Origin of the sequence: Pseudomonas sp. ABC1, assembly GCF_013395055.1 — a bacterium.
Taxonomy (GTDB): Bacteria; Pseudomonadota; Gammaproteobacteria; order Pseudomonadales; family Pseudomonadaceae; genus Stutzerimonas.
The window spans coordinates 642952-662585 of record NZ_CP058349.1; the positions used below are offsets into that span (position 1 = coordinate 642952).

At 64.0% G+C, this 19634-nt stretch carries 19 protein-coding genes; 5 read left to right on the forward strand and 14 right to left on the reverse strand.

The genetic code is table 11. The features are described 5' to 3' along the window. Window position 1 precedes the first annotated feature (1 nt). The 8 genes from HW090_RS02590 to ppc form a co-directional block, all read right to left on the reverse strand. Window positions 2-562 carry a carbonate dehydratase gene (locus tag HW090_RS02590; RefSeq protein WP_179112012.1) on the reverse strand — a complete coding sequence of 187 codons (561 nt, stop codon included), beginning with the start codon at window positions 560-562 and terminating at the stop codon, window positions 2-4. Then, complete coding sequence (folE2, locus tag HW090_RS02595) at window positions 559-1479, reverse strand: GTP cyclohydrolase FolE2 (protein WP_179112013.1); 921 nt, start codon at window positions 1477-1479, stop codon at window positions 559-561. Before folE2 ends, HW090_RS02590 begins: the two co-directional genes overlap by 4 nt. 209 nt (window positions 1480-1688) lie before the next feature. Then, window positions 1689-2465 (reverse strand): class I SAM-dependent methyltransferase, encoded by a 777-nt coding sequence (locus tag HW090_RS02600; protein WP_179112014.1) that lies wholly within the window; start codon window positions 2463-2465, stop codon window positions 1689-1691. A 70-nt stretch (window positions 2466-2535) separates the two neighbouring features. After that, a complete protein-coding gene (locus HW090_RS02605; RefSeq protein WP_256930781.1) occupies window positions 2536-3399 on the reverse strand; it encodes a DUF72 domain-containing protein in 864 nt (287 codons plus the stop codon). Next, window positions 3396-3740 (reverse strand): hypothetical protein, encoded by a 345-nt coding sequence (locus tag HW090_RS02610; RefSeq protein ID WP_179112015.1) that lies wholly within the window; start codon window positions 3738-3740, stop codon window positions 3396-3398. The genes HW090_RS02605 and HW090_RS02610 overlap by 4 nt, the downstream gene beginning before the upstream one ends. Before the next feature lie 63 nt (window positions 3741-3803). Then, window positions 3804-4481, reverse strand: coding sequence for a tRNA (adenosine(37)-N6)-threonylcarbamoyltransferase complex dimerization subunit type 1 TsaB (tsaB, locus tag HW090_RS02615; RefSeq protein WP_179112016.1), 678 nt, complete (start codon window positions 4479-4481; stop codon window positions 3804-3806). Between the two features lie 77 nt (window positions 4482-4558). Then, entirely contained in the window at window positions 4559-5206 is a 648-nt protein-coding gene (gene adk / locus HW090_RS02620) for an adenylate kinase (RefSeq protein ID WP_179112017.1), read from the reverse strand. A 397-nt stretch (window positions 5207-5603) separates the two neighbouring features. After that, a complete protein-coding gene (ppc, locus tag HW090_RS02625) occupies window positions 5604-8240 on the reverse strand; it encodes a phosphoenolpyruvate carboxylase (protein ID WP_179112018.1) in 2637 nt (878 codons plus the stop codon). A gap of 283 nt (window positions 8241-8523) precedes the next feature. On the opposite strand from ppc, the gene HW090_RS02630 reads away from it, so the two are divergent. Both HW090_RS02630 and HW090_RS02635 read left to right on the forward strand, forming a co-directional pair. Continuing rightward, window positions 8524-8919 carry a DUF4398 domain-containing protein gene (locus tag HW090_RS02630; RefSeq protein WP_179112019.1) on the forward strand — a complete coding sequence of 132 codons (396 nt, stop codon included), beginning with the start codon at window positions 8524-8526 and terminating at the stop codon, window positions 8917-8919. 44 nt (window positions 8920-8963) lie between these two features. Beyond that, window positions 8964-9746 (forward strand): OmpA family protein, encoded by a 783-nt coding sequence (locus HW090_RS02635; RefSeq protein ID WP_179112020.1) that lies wholly within the window; start codon window positions 8964-8966, stop codon window positions 9744-9746. Between the two features lie 61 nt (window positions 9747-9807). Here the strand turns inward: HW090_RS02635 and HW090_RS02640 are convergent, their stop codons facing one another. The 4 genes from HW090_RS02640 to prfB form a co-directional block, all read right to left on the reverse strand. Next, a complete protein-coding gene (locus tag HW090_RS02640) occupies window positions 9808-10140 on the reverse strand; it encodes a hypothetical protein (RefSeq protein WP_179112021.1) in 333 nt (110 codons plus the stop codon). 35 nt (window positions 10141-10175) lie between these two features. After that, complete coding sequence (locus tag HW090_RS02645) at window positions 10176-11471, reverse strand: flavohemoglobin expression-modulating QEGLA motif protein (RefSeq protein WP_179112022.1); 1296 nt, start codon at window positions 11469-11471, stop codon at window positions 10176-10178. A gap of 94 nt (window positions 11472-11565) precedes the next feature. After that, on the reverse strand, window positions 11566-13068 hold the full coding sequence (gene lysS, locus HW090_RS02650; protein ID WP_179112023.1) for a lysine--tRNA ligase: 1503 nt from the start codon (window positions 13066-13068) through the stop codon (window positions 11566-11568). A 76-nt stretch (window positions 13069-13144) separates the two neighbouring features. Next, window positions 13145-14240 (reverse strand): peptide chain release factor 2 gene (gene prfB, locus HW090_RS02655; protein WP_179112024.1). Its coding sequence is split into 2 segments (ribosomal slippage): window positions 13145-14167 and window positions 14169-14240, totalling 1095 coding nucleotides; the frame shifts between segments, so codons are not numbered across the junction. 244 nt (window positions 14241-14484) lie between these two features. On the opposite strand from prfB, the gene rlmF reads away from it, so the two are divergent. Then, window positions 14485-15432: a 23S rRNA (adenine(1618)-N(6))-methyltransferase RlmF gene (rlmF, locus tag HW090_RS02660; RefSeq protein ID WP_179112025.1), complete on the forward strand. Its 948-nt coding sequence runs from the start codon at window positions 14485-14487 to the stop codon at window positions 15430-15432. An 8-nt stretch (window positions 15433-15440) separates the two neighbouring features. Here rlmF and hda read toward each other — a convergent pair whose 3' ends face one another. Next, window positions 15441-16145 carry a DnaA regulatory inactivator Hda gene (gene hda / locus HW090_RS02665; protein WP_179112026.1) on the reverse strand — a complete coding sequence of 235 codons (705 nt, stop codon included), beginning with the start codon at window positions 16143-16145 and terminating at the stop codon, window positions 15441-15443. Window positions 16146-16290: 145 nt separating this feature from the next. Then, window positions 16291-17313: a DUF2066 domain-containing protein gene (locus HW090_RS02670; RefSeq protein ID WP_373416359.1), complete on the reverse strand. Its 1023-nt coding sequence runs from the start codon at window positions 17311-17313 to the stop codon at window positions 16291-16293. Window positions 17314-17922: 609 nt separating this feature from the next. On the opposite strand from HW090_RS02670, the gene purM reads away from it, so the two are divergent. Both purM and purN read left to right on the forward strand, forming a co-directional pair. Next, window positions 17923-18984, forward strand: a complete 1062-nt coding sequence (gene purM / locus HW090_RS02675) for a phosphoribosylformylglycinamidine cyclo-ligase (protein ID WP_179114800.1) — start codon at window positions 17923-17925, stop codon at window positions 18982-18984. Next, window positions 18984-19631: a phosphoribosylglycinamide formyltransferase gene (gene purN / locus HW090_RS02680; RefSeq protein WP_179112028.1), complete on the forward strand. Its 648-nt coding sequence runs from the start codon at window positions 18984-18986 to the stop codon at window positions 19629-19631. Before purM ends, purN begins: the two co-directional genes overlap by 1 nt. Window positions 19632-19634 lie beyond the last annotated feature (3 nt).

Below are 19634 nucleotides of genomic sequence, written 5' to 3' on the forward strand. Positions count from 1 at the left end.
CTCAGAACTCGTTCTGCAGGGCCTTGTAGCCCCGCACCAGGTCGATATTGGTGCGGGCGACATCCTCGGAGAACTCCGAGGCCGAGATGCTCACCGGCGGGTAGCGTTCGAGGTCGGTGTGCGGGCCGATGTGTTCGGTTGGCGGCACGTAGAAGCTGGGCGGCAGGTCGCGCCCGTCCACCACCGAGTTGTGCCGCACCACGCTGCCGTCGCCGATATGGCAATTGAACAGCACACTGTTGAAGCCGATGAAGACCCGATCGCCGACCACACAGGGGCCGTGCACGATGGAACGATGGGCAATCGAGGTGTACTCGCCGATGGTCACGGCGGCGCCGGACTTGGAGTGGATCACCACGCCATCCTGGATATTGGAATTGGCGCCGATGATGATCGGCTGCATATCGCCGCTGTCGTCCACCTCGTCGGCGCGGATCACCGCATAGGGACCGACGAAGACATTGTCGCGAATCTCCACCTTGCCGCAGATGATCGCGGTCTTGTCGATATAGGCCGACTCGGCGATCAGCGGCAGGTGGCCGGACGGGTTCCTGCGGATCATGGGCGCACCTCGTCCGGCCAGCCCTGCGCGCTACTGGCCACGGCATCGTGCGGGTGCAGGCTCTCGACGTGCCTGACGCTCACGCTGGAGCCGGGGTACAGGCCATCGATGGCCTGCCGCAGCCGGCGCGCGGCGTCCTCGACGTACATCAGGTTCTGCCCGTTCAGGCGGGCGAAGGCCTGTTCGTCCGCCCGCTTGACCGCCGTCTGCAACGGCGTGCCCAGGGCCGCCTCGATACGGTCGACCAGGGCCAGCAGCCCCAGGCTGCGCGCCCCGCTCTCCAGCCGCACCCGCACATCGGCGACGCTGCGCTGGCTGTGGGGCGTCGCCAGGGTCGCGTTGTTACGCAGCCAGTCCGCCACTTGTTGCGTATCCACGGCGCCTGATGTGCCGAACGCCTCGCGGAAGGCGCGCTCTATCAACTGCCGGGTCAAGGCCGCCGAGCAGGGGCAGGTGGACGAGTAGCCGACCTGCAGCGAAGCCTGCAGCGACAGGCGTCCCTCCTGCCAGATGGCCTCGACCTGCGCCGGGTAGGCTTTCCAACCGCTCAACCCTTCGGTCAGCAACGCCGGACGGCGGCACAGCAGGGAAAAGGACAGCCCCAGACGGGCACGGCTCGAATGGCAATCGGCATGGCTGTCCACCATCGCCCGCAGGAGTTTCTCCAAGGCGGCGGGGCTTAGCCGTTCGGCATCCGAGAAGCCATCCAGCAGCCGGTACAGGCGCGACATATGGATGCCCTTGATGGTCGGGTCGGGCAGGTCGACCTGGGCGTGCGCCCGCGCCGGCACGGGATAGGTGAAGCCGGGCTCGTCCAGCATGATGGGCAGGTCGATCCCGTCCATGCCGACCCAGTCCAGGGCGACACAGGTCGAGGAACGCTCCGTCAGGGCAACGTCAGGCAGCAAGGTACTCATGGTAGTCGTGGGTCTCGTCAGAACGGAGCAGCTCACCTGCTCGCGCCGCCAAATATGTTATAAAGTAACATAAATAGCAACGACGCTCGGACACACGCACAGCAGATCCTGCTGGCACCACACGAGCAGCGTGGGCCACGGACAGGGATTATCGGCAGGGAATTCGCGGGCAGCCTGCGGCAATCCTCAGGCTGGGGAAATCGACAGTCTCAGCCTTTCAGGCTCTTCTTGGCATAGATGTCATAGCGACTGGACTTGCCTTCCAGACGATAGGAGGGCTCGGCACCTTCCAACGCGGGCGCCTTGCGCGGCCGCTTGACCACCACCCGGTGACTGGCTAGGCGCAAGGCCTCGGCCAGTAGCGCCGGTGCATCCAGGTCGTCGCCGACGAATGGCCGGAACAGCCGCATCTCCTTCTTGACCAGCGCACTCTTGTCGCGATGCGGAAACATCGGGTCCAGATAGACCACTTGCGGTGGCTCGTCGCTCCAGTCGCGCATCAGTTCGATGGCATTGCCTGGCAACAACGCCATGCGCTGCATGATGTCCTGTACGTCCGCCGACTGCGCGGCACGCGCCAGGCCGTCCTCCAGCAGCGCAGCGACCAGCGGTTGGCGCTCGATCATCCGCACCTCGCAGCCCAGGGTAGCCAGCACGAATGCATCCCGGCCAAGCCCGGCGGTGGCGTCCAGCACCCGCGGCCGAATGCCCGGCGCGATTCCGACCGCCTTGGCGATCATCTGCCCGCTGCCACCGCCGAACTGACGGCGATGCGCCACCGCGCCCTCGACGAAATCGACCCGCACCGCCCCCGGTGCCTGTGGCCCCAGCTCAAGCAGCTGCAGGCCGTTATCGCCCAGTTGCAAGACGAAATCCGCATCATCCTGGCCAAGCGGCAAACCCAGGCGATCCGCCCAGGCACGTGCTCGATCGATGTAAAGGGAATCGAGCGCTTCGACACGAATACGCGGGGCAGAAGAAGGCATGGACATGGACCGGGACTGCGAGGCCGGCAATTGTCGATAAAGCAGCCGGTGGCTGCAAGCGACCGCCCCACTATTCCAGCAACGACAGCTGCGCTTCCTCGGGCGGCTCAGGCCAGTGCAGCTCCGGCAACCCGGGCAGGCGCTCGGCCAGTTGCCGGTGAAAGCGCAGCGCCAGCTCCGGCGCCCGGTGGTTGTCCGGGGTATGCAGATAGATATGTGGCGTGCGGCCCTGCTCGATCCAGCCGGCCAGTTTGTCCAGCCAGGGCGCCAGGAAAGGGTCATTGGCCGACAGTTCGGGATGCCCGATAAAGCGCACTTGCGGGCTGTCGCTGAAAGCCGCTGGCCGTGGCGGCAGCCGAGGTTTCTTGCTTTGCGCGTGCAACAGCGCGGGGTCGTCCGAATGGCAACTGAACAGTGCCCTTGAATCCAGGCAGATACGCTCGATACCCCTGTCCAGCAACAGTCGGTTGAGCGCCCGCTCCTCGTCGCCCTTGGCAAAGAACGCCCGGTGCCGCACTTCGAGTGCCAGCGGCACCCGGACATGCTCGAACAGCGCCACCAGCTCTGGCAGGCGCGAGGGGCCGAAGCTGGCCGGCAGTTGCAACCAGAACGGCGTGATACGCGAGCCCAACGGTGCCATCAGGCGCTCGAAGGCATCCACCTGCTCCAGTGCCATGCGCAAGTCCTGGGCCTGGCTGATTTCCCGTGGGAACTTGGCGCAGAAGCGAAAGCCCTCGGGCATCAACGCCAGCCAGCGACGAACCTTTTCCTCACTGGGCCAGGCATAAAGAGTGGTATTGCCCTCGACGCAGTTGAAGACCGAACAGTAGTGACTGAGAAAGTCGCTGGCCGGCATCGCTGTCGGGTACAGGGAGCCGCGCCAGGCGGACTCGTTCCAGGAGGGACAGCCGATGAAATAAGGCAGCACGGTCAGGCGTAGAGGTCCAGCCCCAGCACATCGTGGGAGTCGAAGTCGGTACGGAACGAGGCGGTACTGGCATAACTGGCCAGTGCCTCGGCGACACGGGTCGAAACGGGGCGACTCATGGTCGCTTCGAAACGGGCCGAAAGCGAGGTGATGCTCGTTGCAGAGGAGGAGGATTCAGACTGCTGCGCCGAGGTCGATGCCTGGGAAGCGGTTTCGCCAGAAACGCTGTCGCTCGTACCACGGTCGGCGATCCGCTGCGTTTCCTCATAGGGTGCCAGCGCACGACCGGGAGCGACCGGGGTGCGTTCTACGGGATAGGCGGAAGAGGATAAACCGTTGATCAACATCATGCGATCCTGCACAGACCGGGCGACTTTATCTGGCGCCCAGGCAATTGGCAATCAGTGCGCTCACTTCTGCTGCTTCACCGTGGCCACGTTGTCTCGCAGATAGACCGGCTGGGCCTGATCGGCCTCCAGCGCCTCGCCCCGCGCCCAGGCGAAGCGAGCCAGGGTCAGCAGGTCCTCGGCATGGGGCAGCATACTGGCATCGCTGCCCTGCACCGACACCGGTATGCGCGATGCCAATCCCCAACCCGTGCCGGCGCCGAACCATTCGCCAGCGCTGGCGCGAGGCAGAGTCACGTGCTCTGGTGGCAGGACTGCCTCCAGGCCCGCCAGGCCCATCTCACCCTCACGCTCGACGAAGCATCCCCAATACAGCTCATCCATCCGTGCATCGATGGCTGCTGCCACCTGCCGCGCACCATGCTCACGCAGCGCACGCTGGGCGAGCACTGCAAGGGTGGAAATCGGCAGCACCGGACGCTCCAGAGCGAACGCCAGCCCCTGCACCACGCCCACGGCGATACGGACGCCGGTAAAGGCACCGGGGCCACGGCCAAAGGCGATGGCATCGACCGCTGTCAGCGGCACACCGGCCTCATCCAGCAGCTCACGCACCATCGGCAGCAGGCGCTTGGCATGCAGTCGTGGAATCACTTCGTAGCGGCTGGTCACACGCCCGGCGTGCAACAACGCCACCGAACAGGCTTCGGTCGCGGTATCCAGAGCCAGCAAGGTCGTCATGGTGGAGATTCTTCAAAAAGCGGCAGCCCTGCGGGATGGCAGGGCTGCGAGGGTTGCATTCAGATCGCGAAGGAAGCTCAGGCCAGAGCGGCGAACACCTTGGCGGTGATCTCTTCGACCGAACCGACACCTTCCACGCGGTTGTAGCGCGGCGTGCCTTCGACCTTGGCCAGGTCCTGATAGAAGTCCACCAGCGGCTTGGTCTGGGAATGGTAGAGCGACAGGCGGTGACGCACGGTTTCTTCCAGGTCGTCCTGGCGCTGCACCAGTTCTTCACCAGTGACGTCGTCCTTGCCGGCTTCCTTCGGCGGATTGTGCTCGACATGGTAGACACGACCGGAGGCCGGGTGCACGCGACGGCCGGACATACGCTGGACGATCACCTCGTCGTCCACGTCGATTTCCAGTACGTGGTCGAGCTTCACACCGGCATCCTTCAGCGCCTGGGCCTGGGGGATGGTGCGCGGGAAGCCGTCGAACAGGAAGCCGTTGGCGCAGTCGGGCTGGGTCAGGCGTTCCTGGATCAGGGCGATGATGATCTCGTCGGAAACCAGGCCACCACTCTCCATGACACCCTTGACGCGCAGGCCAAGCTCGCTGCCCGCCTTGACCGCTGCGCGCAGCATGTCACCGGTGGAAATTTGCGGGATACCGAACTTCTCGGTGATGAACCGGGCCTGGGTACCTTTGCCGGCACCCGGCGCTCCCAACAGAATCACGCGCATCAGAAACTCCTCAAGTTTGCACAGGCCATATCGCCCTGGCAGCCACCGCCGAACCTCCAGAACCTGATGGGCCCGGCAGCCATGCCACCTGTTTATCGTCACGCCCGAAGCAGGCGTCTCAAAGCGCTCATGCCCCGCTGTCCAATGCCCGCAGGCCACAGCAAGGCACGCAATATTCGATCATTGCCATCATGGCAAAAGGCTGGACACGATACACAGCGCACCCACCCCGTACAAGGGTGAACGCAGGACGGCCCGGCCTCAGCGCAAGGTGAAACCATCCTGCGAAAAGGCCCGAAGAGCCCGGCACGCAGCCGCCTGGAAGGCAGGAGAACGGTGTCAACCGACGCGGCGACACCTCCCGGTTCTCTGCCCTTCCCTCACCCCTGCAGCGCCTTCAACCGGTATTGCGCAAACCGGCGGCAATCCCGGCCACACTGACCAGCAACGCCTGCTCCAGCGGGCTGTCCGCCGCGACATCGGGTTGTCGCGAACGGGCCAGCAGTTCGATCTGCATCAGGTGCAAGGGGTCCAGGTAGGTGTTGCGCAGGCTGAAGGCTTCCAGTGTCTCGGGGCTGTGGGCGAGCAGTTGTGACTGACCGGTCAATCCCGTTACCGCCCGGACCGCACGCGACAATCGGTCGCGCAGCCGCGCGCCCAACTCCAGCAGCGAGGCGTCAACCAGGCGCGCGTCGTAGCGGCTGGCGAGCTCCTCGTCGGTCTTGGCAAGCACCATTTCCAGCATGTCGATGCGGGTCGCGAAGAACGGCCATTGCTGACGCATGCTTTCCAGCACCTGCTGCTCGCCTCGGCCCAGGGCATTCTCCAGTGCCCGTTCCCAGCCGAGCCAGGCCGGCAGCATCAACCGTGTCTGGGTCCAGGCGAAGATCCACGGAATCGCCCGCAGGCTCTCCACGCCGCCCTCGCGGCGCTTGGCCGGACGGCTGCCCAGAGGCAGGCGCCCCAGCTCCTGCTCAGGCGTGGCCTGGCGGAAATAGTCGACGAACTGTGGGTTGTCGCGCACCACCGAACGATAGGCTTCGACGCCATCGCAGGCCAGCCGCTCCATCACCTCGCGCCAACGCGGCTCGGGCATCGGCGGCGGCAACAGGGTCGCTTCGAGAATGGCCGCCAGGTAGATATTCAGGTTCTGCTCGGCAATCCCCGACAGACCGAACTTGAAGCGGATCATCTCGCCCTGCTCGGTGGTGCGGAAACGCCCTTTCACCGACCCTGGCGGCTGCGACAGGATGGCCGCATGGGCCGGTCCGCCGCCGCGCCCGACGCTACCACCGCGCCCATGGAACAACAGCAGTTCGACGCCATGGCGGGCACAGATATCGACCAGTGCCTCCTGCGCCCGGTACTGCGCCCAGGCCGCCGCCGTGGTGCCGGCGTCCTTGGCCGAGTCGGAATAGCCGATCATCACTTCCTGGGCGCCCGCCAGCCGCTCGCGGTAACCTGGCAGCGACAACAACCAGTCGACCACCTGGCCAGCGGCATTCAGGTCATCCAGCGTCTCGAACAACGGCGCCACGCGCATGGGCCGTGACAGGCCCGCCTCCTTCAGCAGCAGTTGCACCGCCAGCACATCGGAGGCGCTGCGCGCCATGGAGATCACGTAGGAACCCAGGGAGGCCGCTGGCGCCTGGGCGATCACCGCACAGGTTGCCAGCACTTCGGCGGTTGGCGCCGATGGCTGGTAGCAGCGGGGCAACAAGGGGCGGCGGCTGTCCAGCTCGGCCGACAGAAAGGCCAGACGCTGCGCCTCGTCCCACTGCTGGTAATCGCCAAGGCCGAGGTACTCGGTGATTTCGCCCAGGGCGGCACTGTGCCGCGAGGAGTCCTGGCGAATGTCCAGTCGCACCAGGAACAGGCCGAAGGCCGCCACCCGGCGCAGGCAATCGAGCAGGACACCATCGGCGATCACATGCATGCCGCAGGCATGCAGCGAGCGGTGGCAGAGCGCCAGCGGCTCACGCAGCTCGGCATTGTCCTGCAGGACCTGGCTACCAGGCGGCACGTCGCTGTCCTGCGCGGCGGCAGCCCAGTCGCGGGTCGCCAGCAGGCGCTCACGCAAGCCCTTGAGCAGCTCACGGTAGGGTTCGGGACTGTCGCCGACCTGGGCGCGCAGTTCGTCGCTGGCATTCTGCATCGACAGGGTGGTGATCAGATCTTCGATATCACGCAAGTAGAGGTCGGCCGCGACTTCCCGCGCCAGCAGTAATACCGAACGGCTCACCGTCGACGTCACATTGGGGTTGCCATCGCGGTCGCCGCCCATCCAGGAGGCGAAGCGAATCGGCGCCGCCTCAATGGGCAAGGGTTGCCCGGCCGTTTCACGCAGGATCGCATCGGCCTGGCGGAAGACATTGGGTAACGCCTGCCAGAGCGAACTCTCGATGGTGGCGAAGCCCCACTTGGCTTCCTCCAGCGGCGTCGGGCGGTTGCGGCGGATTTCTTCGGTGTGCCAGGCCTCGGCGATCAGCCGTTGCAGGTTCAGTTCGATACGCGCCAGTTCGTCCGGGGACAGATCGGTGTGATCGCGGGCCGCCAGTTGCGCGGCAATAGCATCGTATTTCTGGATCAGGGTGCGCCGCGACACTTCGGTCGGGTGCGCGGTCAGCACCAGCTCGATATCCAGCTGCGCGACGTGCCGGGCCAGTTGTTGCGGGGTATGGCCTGCCGCCTGCAGACGGGCCAACAAATCGGCGAGCATGCTTTCTTCGAAAGGTGCCGCTTCGCCTTCACGGCGCCGCCGGGCCTTGTGGTACTGCTCGGCGATATTGGCCAGGTTGAGAAACTGGTTGAACGCCCGCGACATCGGCAGCAACTCGCTCTCGCTGAGGCTATCGAGGGTGGCGGCAAGCTGGGCGGCACCATCAGCCGAGCCCTGGCGGGCACTCTTGGCCCCTTTGCGGATCAGTTCGATCTTTTCGAAGAACCGGTCACCATGCTGTTCGCGAATGGTCCTGCCCAGCAGTTCACCCAGCAGATGCACGTTCTCACGCAAGCGCACGTCTATTTTCGCCATGCAACCTCTCCATTGACTCGGCGGATCGGGAATCACCGCCGCTACGGGCCGAGCATCGGCTCGCCCCAGCATACGGTCATCGACCATGACCGACATCCGCGCACCGAACTTTCTCGCAGCGCCGATATCCGAATGACCGTGACATCAGTTTGCCTCGCAACTGAACATTTTTCGACGAACGGCATCAGAGAAATATGCCCATGTGTTGCCCGGAGCGATTTCGGACGATGCAGCCAGCTACCCATACCAACGACCGTCAGCAATTCGTCAAAGGAGACTGACCATGAAGCAACCCTCCCTCAACAACCGCGATTCGCGCTCCGTACTGCCCAAGCTGGCCGCCGTGGCCCTGGGCGGCCTGATGCTGACCGCCTGCGCCGGCAACCCGCCGACCGAGCAGTTCGCTGTCACCAACTCTGCGGTGAGAAGCGCCGTCAGCGCTGGCGGGACCGAGTTCGCACCGGTCGAGACCCGCTCCGCACAGGAGAAGTGGAAAGACGCAGAGCTGGCTCTGCAGAAGAAGGACTACGACAAGGCACGCACCCTGGCCGAACAGGCCGAGTGGGATGCCCGCCTGGCCGAGCGCAAGACTCAGGCGGCCAAGGCCCAGAAAGCACTGGAAGATGCCCAGCGCGGCGTACAGGAACTGCGTGACGAAGGTCTGCGCAACGCCCAGTAAGCCCCCTCGTGGCTCGATCCTCTCAGATAAAGGAATGACTCATTATGCAAAAGCTCGTTACCCTTCCCGCCCTGCTGGCTCTGTCCGTTGCCCTCGCAGCGTGCTCGACACCGCCCAACGCCAACCTGGAACAGGCGCGTAGCAAGTTTTCCGCACTGCAATCCGATCCACGCTCCAACACCCTGGCCGCGCTGGAAACCGAAGACGCCAGCAAGGCGCTGGACAAGGCCAACAAGGCCTATCTGGATGACGCCAAGGAAGCGAAGGTCGATCAGCTCTCCTACCTGACCAAGCGCCGTATCGAGCTGGCCGAGCAGACCATCGCCCTGCGCGCCGCAGAGAACGACCTGAAGAAATCCTCCACAGAGCGTGCCAAGGCACTGCTGGAAGCTCGCGAAGCGGAGATCCGCAAGCTGCAGACCGAACTGCAAGGCAAGAAAACCGAGCGCGGCACCCTGGTGACCTTCGGTGACGTGCTGTTCGACTTCAACCGTGCGGAACTGAAACAAGGCGGCCTGCACAACGTGCAGAAGCTGGCTGACTTCCTCAACGAAAACCCTGAGCGCAAGGTGATCGTCGAAGGCTATACCGACAGCACTGGCTCGGCGCAATACAACCAGGGCCTGTCCGAGCGCCGTGCCGACGCCGTGCGCCTGGCGCTGGTCCGCTTCGGCGTCAGCCCGCAGCGCATCGTGTCCCAGGGCTACGGCAAGGACTACCCGATCGCCAGCAACAGCAGTGAATCGGGCCGCGCCATGAACCGTCGCGTGGAGGTCACCATCTCCGACGACGCAAAACCCGTGGCACCGCGTTCTTCGGTACGCTGACCACACCGCGCGGGGGCCTCAGGGCCCCCGCCGCACTTTCAGACTTCGTCTCAAGACCGTTTCAGCGCAACAGACCTTCCGGTACCGGCGGCTGATCGCCGACGCAACGAACCGCACGCTTGCGGTTATCCACCAGCACACCACTCAATCCCTTCTGCTGCACATCGAACAGGACGAGTACGCCGTCGATGCACTGCGCGACCTGGTCGGCCGGCTTCGCCGAGAGCTTGTAGTCCTCGCCCGGAATCGTCTTGAGCATGGTGTAGTCCGCCAGCAGCAAGGCATCTTCAGGCTTGGCGAAATGCATGTAGCCGTAATAGCTCAGCACACCGACCGTGGCCGCGACCGTACCGATCGCAGTGAGAATGTAAGGAATGGGGTTGCGTTCGCTCATGGGGAAATCCAGTCAGAAAGAGCCGGTTCGAAGCATCAGATGATATTGGCGTAGTCCGCTTCGATCCGATCCAGGCTCAGGTGGTTGAGGAAGTTGGAGAAACACATCCAGGCCGATAGCGCATTGAGGTCCTGGAATTGTTGCGGCAGGTACTTCGGTGGCACCACCATGCCCTCCTCCACCAATTGGCGCAGGGTGCGCATGTCTTCCAGGGTGGTCTTGCCGCAGAACAACAGGGGAATCTGCTCCAGCTTGCCCTTGCGCACTGCCAGCTGGATGTAGTTGTAGACCATGATGAAACCCTTCAGGTAGGACAGGTCCTTGGTGAAGGGCATGCCATCGGGGGTCGAACCACGGAAGACCCGACTGGCATTGCTGTAGCACTCATCCTCGTCATAGCCCTGCTCGCGGAAGAAGGCGAAGACATCGAGGAAATCCGCCCCTTCCTCGGCCATGTGGATGGCCCGGGTGCGGTTGGTCAGCTTGCGCAGGCGCGTCGGATAGGAGGCGAAGGCAATCACTTCCATGAGGATCGCCAGCCCTTCCTGGGTCACCGTGGAGGACGGCGGCCCCTTGGCCAGGAAGGTGCAGATCGGCTGGTTCTGGCCATTGAGCGTGGTGCCGACATGCACCAGCCCTTCATGCACGGCCAGCGCCCGCACGTCGCGCTCGTTGAACAACGCATCGCTGCGAATCTTGATGTAGTCGGCGCCCGCCGCCGCATCGGCGAGGATGCCATCGGACTCGAAGACGCGGATGACGCCTTCGCCCTCGCCAAACACCGCATTCAACTGACGCTGGAGAATCTCCACCGCCTGCTTGGCATCGAGGGTCTTGGCTTCGTCCTTGAGATCGCTGCGGTCGGCGATATTGTTCAGGTAGTCGGACAGCATCAAGCCGAGGTCGGCCAGGGTCGGGTCGCCGGCATGGAAGGCATCCGAAGCGGCGCCATACAACTCCTGGGAGATCAGGCCGAAGTCGGCGGTGCCGCGCGCTTCCAGCATGCGCACCACCATGCGGTATTCCTTGCACATGCGCCGCATGATCTGCCCGACCGGATTGAACTGCCCCAGTTGCCGGGTAATGTCCCGCTCGATGGCTTGCAGCTCTTCCTTCTTGGCGCCGGCATCGAATGCCAGCGGACGGCGCTCGTACCAGGCCCGGTTCACCGCCGGCAGCTCGCGACCGCCCGCGGCGAAGAAGCCCTGGCGAATACTGTCGTCCCACTTCACCGCATCCAGCACGCGCAACGGCGACTGCGCCTCGACGATACGGTCGGACAGCGCACGCACCGTGCTCTGGTATTCATCGAGCTGGTTGCGGGTATTCATCGCCACTCTCCAGGACAGGTCGTAGGGTGCGCCACGCGCACCTTGGATATCGGTGACCTCAGCAAGGTGCGCATGGCGCACCCCGCATCCGCTATCAGAGCTCCGGACGCATGTGTGGGAACAGGATCACATCGCGGATCGACGGCGAGTTGGTCAGCAGCATCACCAGGCGGTCGATGCCGATGCCTTCCCCGGCGGTCGGCGGCATGCCGTACTCCAGCGCACGCACGAAGTCGGCGTCGAAATGCATGGCCTCGTCGTCGCCGGCGTCCTTCTCCGCCACCTGGGCCAGGAAACGCTCGGCCTGATCTTCGGCATCGTTAAGCTCGGAGTAGGCGTTGGCGATCTCACGACCACCGATGAACAGCTCGAAGCGGTCGGTGACGTTGGGGTTGCTGTCGTTGCGACGCGCCAGCGGCGACACCTCGAACGGGTACTCGGTGATGAAGTGCGGCTGCTCCAGCTTGTGCTCGACCAGCTCCTCGAAAATCATCACCTGCAACTTGCCCAGGCCTTCGTGGCCGAGCAGCTTGGCACCGGCCTTCTTGGCGATGGCGCGGGCTTTCTCGACGTCATTGAGGTCGTCAGCACTGATTTCCGGGTTGTACTTGAGGATCGAGTCGAACACCGACAGGCGTACGAACGGCTCGCCGAAGTGGAACACCTTGTCGCCGTACGGCACGTCGGTGCTGCCGAGCACGGCCTGGGCCAGCTCGCGGAACAGCTCCTCGGTCAGGTCCATGTTGTCTTCGTAGTCAGCGTAGGCCTGGTAGAACTCGAGCATGGTGAACTCGGGGTTGTGCCGGGTCGAAACGCCTTCGTTACGGAAGTTGCGGTTGATCTCGAAGACCTTTTCAAACCCGCCAACGACAAGCCGCTTGAGGTACAGCTCCGGCGCGATACGCAGGAACATGGCCATGTCCAGGGCATTGTGGTGGGTTTCGAACGGCTTGGCCGCTGCGCCGCCAGGGATGGTCTGCAGCATCGGCGTTTCCACTTCGAGGAAGTCACGCTCGGCGAGGAACTTGCGGATGTGGGCGATGACCTGCGAGCGCACACGGAAGGTGTGGCGGGTTTCCTCGTTGACGATCAGGTCGACGTAGCGCTGGCGATAGCGCTGCTCGGTGTCGGTCAGGCCGTGGTGCTTGTCCGGCAACGGGCGCAGCGACTTGGTCAGCAATCGTAGCTGGCTCAGGTGCACATAGAGGTCGCCCTTGCCGGAACGGGCCAGAGTGCCCTCGGCGGCGAGGATGTCGCCCAGGTCCCAGGTCTTGATCGCTTCCAGCGTTTCGGCCGGCAGGCCCTTGCGGTCGACATAGACCTGGATGCGCCCGCTCATGTCCTGCAACACCATGAACGCGCCACGGTTGAGCATGAGACGCCCGGCCACCTTGACTGGAATGGCCAGCGCTTCCAGCTCTTCCTTGCTCTTGCCTTCGCAGGCCTTCTGCAGGTCCGCACAGTAACTGTCGCGGCGGAAATCGTTGGGGAAGACCAGTCCCTTGGCACGCTCGGCGGCAAGCTTTTCCTTGCGCAGGGCGATCAGGTGGTTTTCTTCCTCATGGATGGCATGCTGGTTCAGCGGTTGTTCGCTCATGGTCGTTTCGTTTGCCTGGCGTGTTTCACGGTGAATTGGGTGCGGGCGGCGACCGCCCGCAAGAAGAAGCCTGGCCTTACAGGCCCTGTTTCAGGCTGGCTTCCAGGTACTCGTCGAGGTCGCCGTCCAGTACCTTGTCGCAGTCGCTACGCTCTACACCGGTGCGCAAATCCTTGATGCGCGACTGGTCGAGCACATAAGAGCGGATCTGGTGACCCCAGCCGATATCCGACTTGGTGTCTTCCAGCGCCTGGGAGGCGGCACTGCGCTTCTGCATCTCCAGCTCGTACAACTTGGCCCGCAGCATTTTCATGGCGGTGTCCTTGTTGGCGTGCTGAGAGCGTTCGTTCTGGCACGCCACCACGGTGTTGGTCGGCACGTGGGTGATACGCACGGCCGAGTCGGTGGTGTTGACGTGCTGGCCACCCGCGCCGGAGGAGCGGTAGGTGTCGATGCGCAGGTCGGACGGGTTGATCTCGATCTCGATGTTGTCGTCGATCTCCGGCGACACGAACACCGCGGTGAACGAAGTGTGGCGGCGGTTGCCGGAGTCGAACGGACTCTTGCGCACCAGGCGGTGCACGCCGATCTCGGTGCGCAGCCAACCGAAGGCGTACTCGCCCTTGATATGCACGGTGGCGCCCTTGATGCCGGCGACCTCGCCTTCGGACAGCTCGATGATGGTGGCGTCGAAGCCACGCTTGTCGGCCCAGCGCAGGTACATGCGCAGCAGCATGTTGCCCCAGTCCTGGGCCTCGGTGCCGCCGGAGCCGGCCTGGATGTCCAGATAGCAGTTATTGGCGTCCATCTCGCCGCTGAACATGCGGCGGAACTCCAGTTGCTCAAGAATGCCACGCAGACGCGCCAGCTCAGTGGCGACATCGTTGGCCGCGCTCTCATCATCCTCTTCCACGGCCATTTCCAGCAGTTCGCTGGAGTCCGTCAACCCACTCTGGAGTTCGTCGAGGGTTTCGACGATCTGCGCCAGGGTGGCGCGCTCGCGCCCCAGCCCCTGGGCATAGTCCGGGTTGTTCCAGACGTTCGGGTCTTCCAGCTCGCGGTTTACTTCGACCAGCCGATCATGCTTCTGATCGTAGTCAAAGATACCCCCGAATCGACAGGGTACGTTCGGAAAGATCCTTGATGCTGTTGAGGATCGGGTTGATTTCCATGGTCGGCGGTACTCTCAATCAGGCGTAACGAAAAGGGCGGGATTATAGCGCAGCGACGGGATCATGACAGCAGGATTGTGGCCCCACTCCAGGGGAAAGGATGCCCTGGCCATGAAGACCCGCACGGCCTCGGCCTGTCCATATGAGCAAGCACGGCGATCTTCGTGCGACTGGCCGGAAGAATCCTGCAGGCTTGCCAGAGGTGTGGGAAAATCCTCGCCCACCTCCCTGCGTACCCCAGCCAATGCCCCGACCTTCACACCCCGCCGAGAAAGGCCAACTGCACCCGCGCAACCGCCACCAGGGCCGTTACGACTTTCCCGCCCTGATCGCAGCCAGCCCGGAACTGGCTGACCACGTGATCCTCAACCCTTACGGCAAGCAGAGCATCGACTTCGCCAACCCGCAGGCGGTAAGGGTGTTCAACCGGGCGCTGCTCAAGCAGCTCTACGGCATCGCTCACTGGGACATTCCCGAGGGCTACCTGTGCCCGCCGGTTCCAGGTCGGGCCGACTACCTGCACGGCCTGGCCGACCTGCTCGCGCATCACAACGGCGGCACGATCCCGCGCGGCGCGGGTGTCCGGGCGCTGGATATCGGCACGGGAGCCAACTGCATCTACCCCCTGATCGGCGTGAAGGAGTACGGCTGGCGCTTTCTCGCCACGGACATCGACGACACCGCCCTCGCCTGCGCGCGCACCATCGTCAGTGCCAACGACCTGGGCAACGCCATCGAACTGCGGCAACAGCAGGAGCGTCAGCATATCTTCCATGGCCTGCTCGGCAGTGACGAACACTTCGACATCAGCCTGTGCAACCCACCGTTCCACGCCTCGCAGGCCGAAGCCAGCAGTGGCAGCCGACGCAAATGGAAGAACCTCGGACGCCTCGACCCGCAGCGCAAGCTGCCGGCACTGAACTTCGGCGGGCAAAGCAATGAACTCTGGTGCGAGGGCGGCGAAATCGCCTTTATCAGCCGCATGGCCGATGAGAGCGTCGAGGTGGCCGGGCAAGTCGGCTGGTTCAGCACCCTGGTGTCCAAGGCCGGTAATGTCGAGCTGCTACGCAAGCGCTTGTCCAAACTGGGCGCACGCCACCTGCACATCGGCGAAATGGCCCAGGGCCAGAAGCGCAGTCGCTTCGTCGCCTGGCGTTTTTCCGCGGCATCAGGCCCTGCCGCCAAAGCCTGAACCCTGCACTACCAGTGCAGGGTTTCCTTGAGGAAAGGAATGGTCAGGCGCCGCTGGGCCTGCAGGGAAGCCTGATCCAGGCGGTCGAGCAGCTCGAACAAGGCGCTCATGCTGCGATCGCCCCGGGTCAGGATAAAGCGCCCGACATCGTCCGGCAGGTCGAGCCCGCGCCGCGAAGCGCGCAGTTGCAGCGCCCGCAACTTGTCCTCGTCAGACAACTGACGCAACTGGAAAACCAGCGCCAGGCTCAGGCGTGACTTCAGGTCAGGCAGCTCGACCGGCAGTTCGCGAGGCGAAACGCTGGCCGACAGCAACAGGCGACACCCGGCATCGCGCAGCCGATTGAACAGGTGGAACAGCGCCTCTTCCCAGGCGGCATCCGCCACCAGCGCATCCAGGTCGTCCAGGCAGACCAGTTCATACTGCTCCAGGCCATCGAGCAGTTCCGGACCGAGCTGGACCACATCACGCAGCGGCAGGTAGACCGCCTGTTCGCCCCGCTCTTCTATACGCAAGCACGCCGCCTGCAACAGATGACTACGCCCGACGCCAGAGCCGCCCCACAGATAGATCAGTTCATCGGACCACCCGGCATCCGGCGAACAGAGACGCTCGACATACCCCAACGCCGCAGCATTGGCGCCCGGATAGAAATTGGCGAAAGTGGCATCGTCACGCAGACGGATGCCCAGGGGCAGTTGAACGGGTTTCATGATCGTCTACGCAGTGGTGCCGGCTCGGAACAGGGGCGGGAGTGTATAGCGATCACCCGCCCGAAAACAGCGCCGCAGCGCTGGGCAATGTACAAGCAGCCGCCCCGGCAAGCGCCCTCGTCCCGACGCGCCCCCGTTGGCAGCATCACCAGGCAAAGCGCATCAGCACGCCCTCTTCGTCATGCTCCGCCTGCGGATCGTTCGACTCCGCCTCCAGCTCATGCAGACCAACCACCTGCAACTGCGCACGCAGTTGCTCGGGGCGACTCTGCAACCGATAGGCCACATTCTCACCATCCATCCGCAATAATGTGGCGCCCATGGCATCGAGCAGGCGCTCCAGCTCGGCGAAACGCTCCACATCGACCCCGGACACCTCCAGCACGATCTGCGAAGCCGCCCCCGGCGCCACGACATAGTGCGGCGCGATGGCCCGACTGGCGGCCAGCAGTACCGCATCGGCAAGGGCCTCCTGGCTTTTGCCGGAAACCTTGCCCTTCGCAGCATCCTCACCCAACCACAAACGCCAGGTCGCGGACCACTTGCCGTCACTCTCACTGGCCACCACCGCCAGCAGCGCATCGGCGGCATAACGCTCGGCCGCCTCGTGCAGTTCCTTGCCATCCGCCTGACCCAGAGCCTCCGGCGTCGCCAGCAACTGCTCCTGCAAGTCGGCAAGCGGCAGCAGCAACGGCAGCCCACGGTGGAGGGAAGCCTCACGCAGCATCGCAGCCCCCGCCTGACCGTCACCCACCAGTTGCGCACCGGCATCCTCATCGCCATCAGGCACAGGCCCCAGCCACCACAGCAACAGGGCCGGACGATTCTGCCCCCACAGTGCCAGACCCGCCTGGCGCAAGCGCTGCTCGGTGGCGACCGGATCGAAGTCCACCACCAACCGATCGCCGTCATAGGAATACTGGCGCACCAGCGATTTCGGATCCTTGCGCAAGGCCGCCACATCCGCCTGCGCGGCGCCTTCATCGCTCCCAGTCAAACGCAGCAACAGGGTATCGAACGCATGCTGCATCGCCTCGGCACGTGCCTCAGCCTGCTGCCCGGTGACAGGCTCCGAAACCTGATACAACCCAGTCACCTGCGCCGAAAAGGCCAATGGCGCAAAGAGGCAGGCACACCCCAGCAGAAGGGAACGGACAAGGACAGGCATGGACGGAAACTCTCACGGCACGAATGTCCGCATACCTTAAACAGCGCCGCCAGGCGCAGCAATACGAATGCAGCAACCATGACCATGATCGATCACGCAGCATCGACACCGAGATGATCGCGCCATACCTGGATGGGAAGCGCCTGGCGCCCGCACAGCCACCTTCAGAGGGGACTGTGGAAAAAGCGCACGGGCCATAGGCCCGCGCACCTAGGCTCCCGCCTGCGCGAGAGCGACGGGTATCGGTATTTTTCTTATGGTCACTTCGATATTGACTGCGAGCCCGGCCAACCCCTCGGAGCAACCTTCGCCGACAGGGATGTCGGCGTAGAGCCTCAGGGATGAGTTCATGCGTGTTGCGTAGAGGGGTTAGCCGGGCTCGCAACGCCTCGCACGCCTGGGCAATACAAGCAGTAGATAGCCAATCAAAGACTTACCTGCCAATCCAGCTCCAACCTTTATATAGCGCGCCCCCCAGGCATCGACACCTTCGGGATGGCTGCTGCATGGCAAGCCTGATAAAATCCCGCACTTTATTCTGGAGGCCCGGAACACGTTTCCCGGCCCGCTAGCCCCTTCCGTTCTGCATTACCTCCACAGGCCCGGATCATTATGAGCAAGCAACCCTCCCTCAGCTATAAGGACGCAGGTGTCGATATCGATGCTGGTGAAGCGCTGGTCGAGCGCATCAAGGGCGTCGCAAAACGCACCGCACGGCCTGAAGTGATGGGCGGCCTGGGTGGCTTCGGCGCACTCTGCGAGATTCCTGCCGGCTACCGTCAACCGGTACTGGTGTCGGGCACCGACGGCGTCGGCACCAAGCTGCGCCTGGCGCTGAACCTGAACCGCCACGACAGCATCGGCCAGGACCTGGTCGCCATGTGCGTCAACGACCTGGTGGTGTGCGGAGCAGAACCACTGTTCTTCCTCGACTACTACGCCACCGGCAAGCTCAACGTCGACGTCGCCGCCACCGTGGTGACCGGCATCGGCACCGGCTGCGAACTGGCGGGCTGCTCCCTGGTAGGCGGCGAGACCGCCGAGATGCCGGGCATGTACGAAGGTGAAGACTACGACCTGGCCGGCTTCTGCGTCGGCGTGGTGGAAAAAAGCGAAATCATCGACGGCTCGCAAGTCGCCAGCGGCGACGCGCTGATCGCCCTGCCGTCCTCCGGCCCGCACTCCAATGGCTACTCGCTGATCCGCAAGATCCTCGAAGTCTCCGCCACCGATATCGAGAACACCCAACTGGACGGCAAGCCGCTGGCCGAGCTGCTGATGGCGCCAACCCGCATCTACGTCAAACCGCTGCTGAAGCTGATCAAGGACACCGGCGCAGTCAAGGCCATGGCCCACATCACCGGTGGCGGCCTGCTGGACAACATCCCACGTGTACTGCCGGAAGGTAGCCAGGCCATCATCGATATCGCCAGCTGGCAGCGCCCTGTCGTATTCGACTGGCTGCAAGAGAAAGGCAACGTCGACGAACACGAGATGCACCGCGTACTCAACTGCGGCGTCGGCATGGTCATCTGCGTCGCCCAGGACAAGGTCGACGAAACCCTGGCGAACCTGCGCGCCTCCGGCGAGCAGCCCTGGGTCATCGGCTCGATCACCCAGGCCGATGCCGACGCGCCGCGCGTCCTGCTCGACAACCTGAAGCGTGCCTGATGCCCGACACCTGCAATCTGGTCGTGTTGATATCGGGGGCCGGCAGCAACCTGCAGGCCCTGATCGACAACCTGGGCAATGACAATCCGGCCCGTATCCGCGCTGTCATCAGCAACCGTGCGGATGCGCCCGGCCTGCTGCGTGCGCAACGGGCCGGTATCGAGACCCATGTACTGCAACACCGGGAATACCCCGACCGCGAAACCTTCGATGCAGCCCTGGCCGATGCGATCGACGGCTACACGCCCGACCTGGTGGTGCTGGCGGGTTTCATGCGCATCCTCAGCCCCGCGTTCGTGCGTCACTATCAAGGACGCCTGCTGAACATCCATCCATCCCTGTTGCCCAAGCACAAGGGACTGGACACCCACCGGCGGGCGCTCGAGGCCGGCGACCATGAGCACGGTTGCAGCGTGCACTTCGTCACCGAAGAACTCGACGGCGGCCCCCTGGTACTGCAAGCGATCGTGCCGATCATCGCCGAACAGAGCCTGGAGTCCCTGGCCCAGCGCGTACATGAGCAGGAACACATCATCTACCCGCTGGCCGTACGCTGGTTCGCCGAAGGGCGCTTGCGCCTCGGCGAACAAGGCGCGATGCTCGACGGCACGCCATTACCGGCCACTGGCCAACTCATACGAACCTAGGAG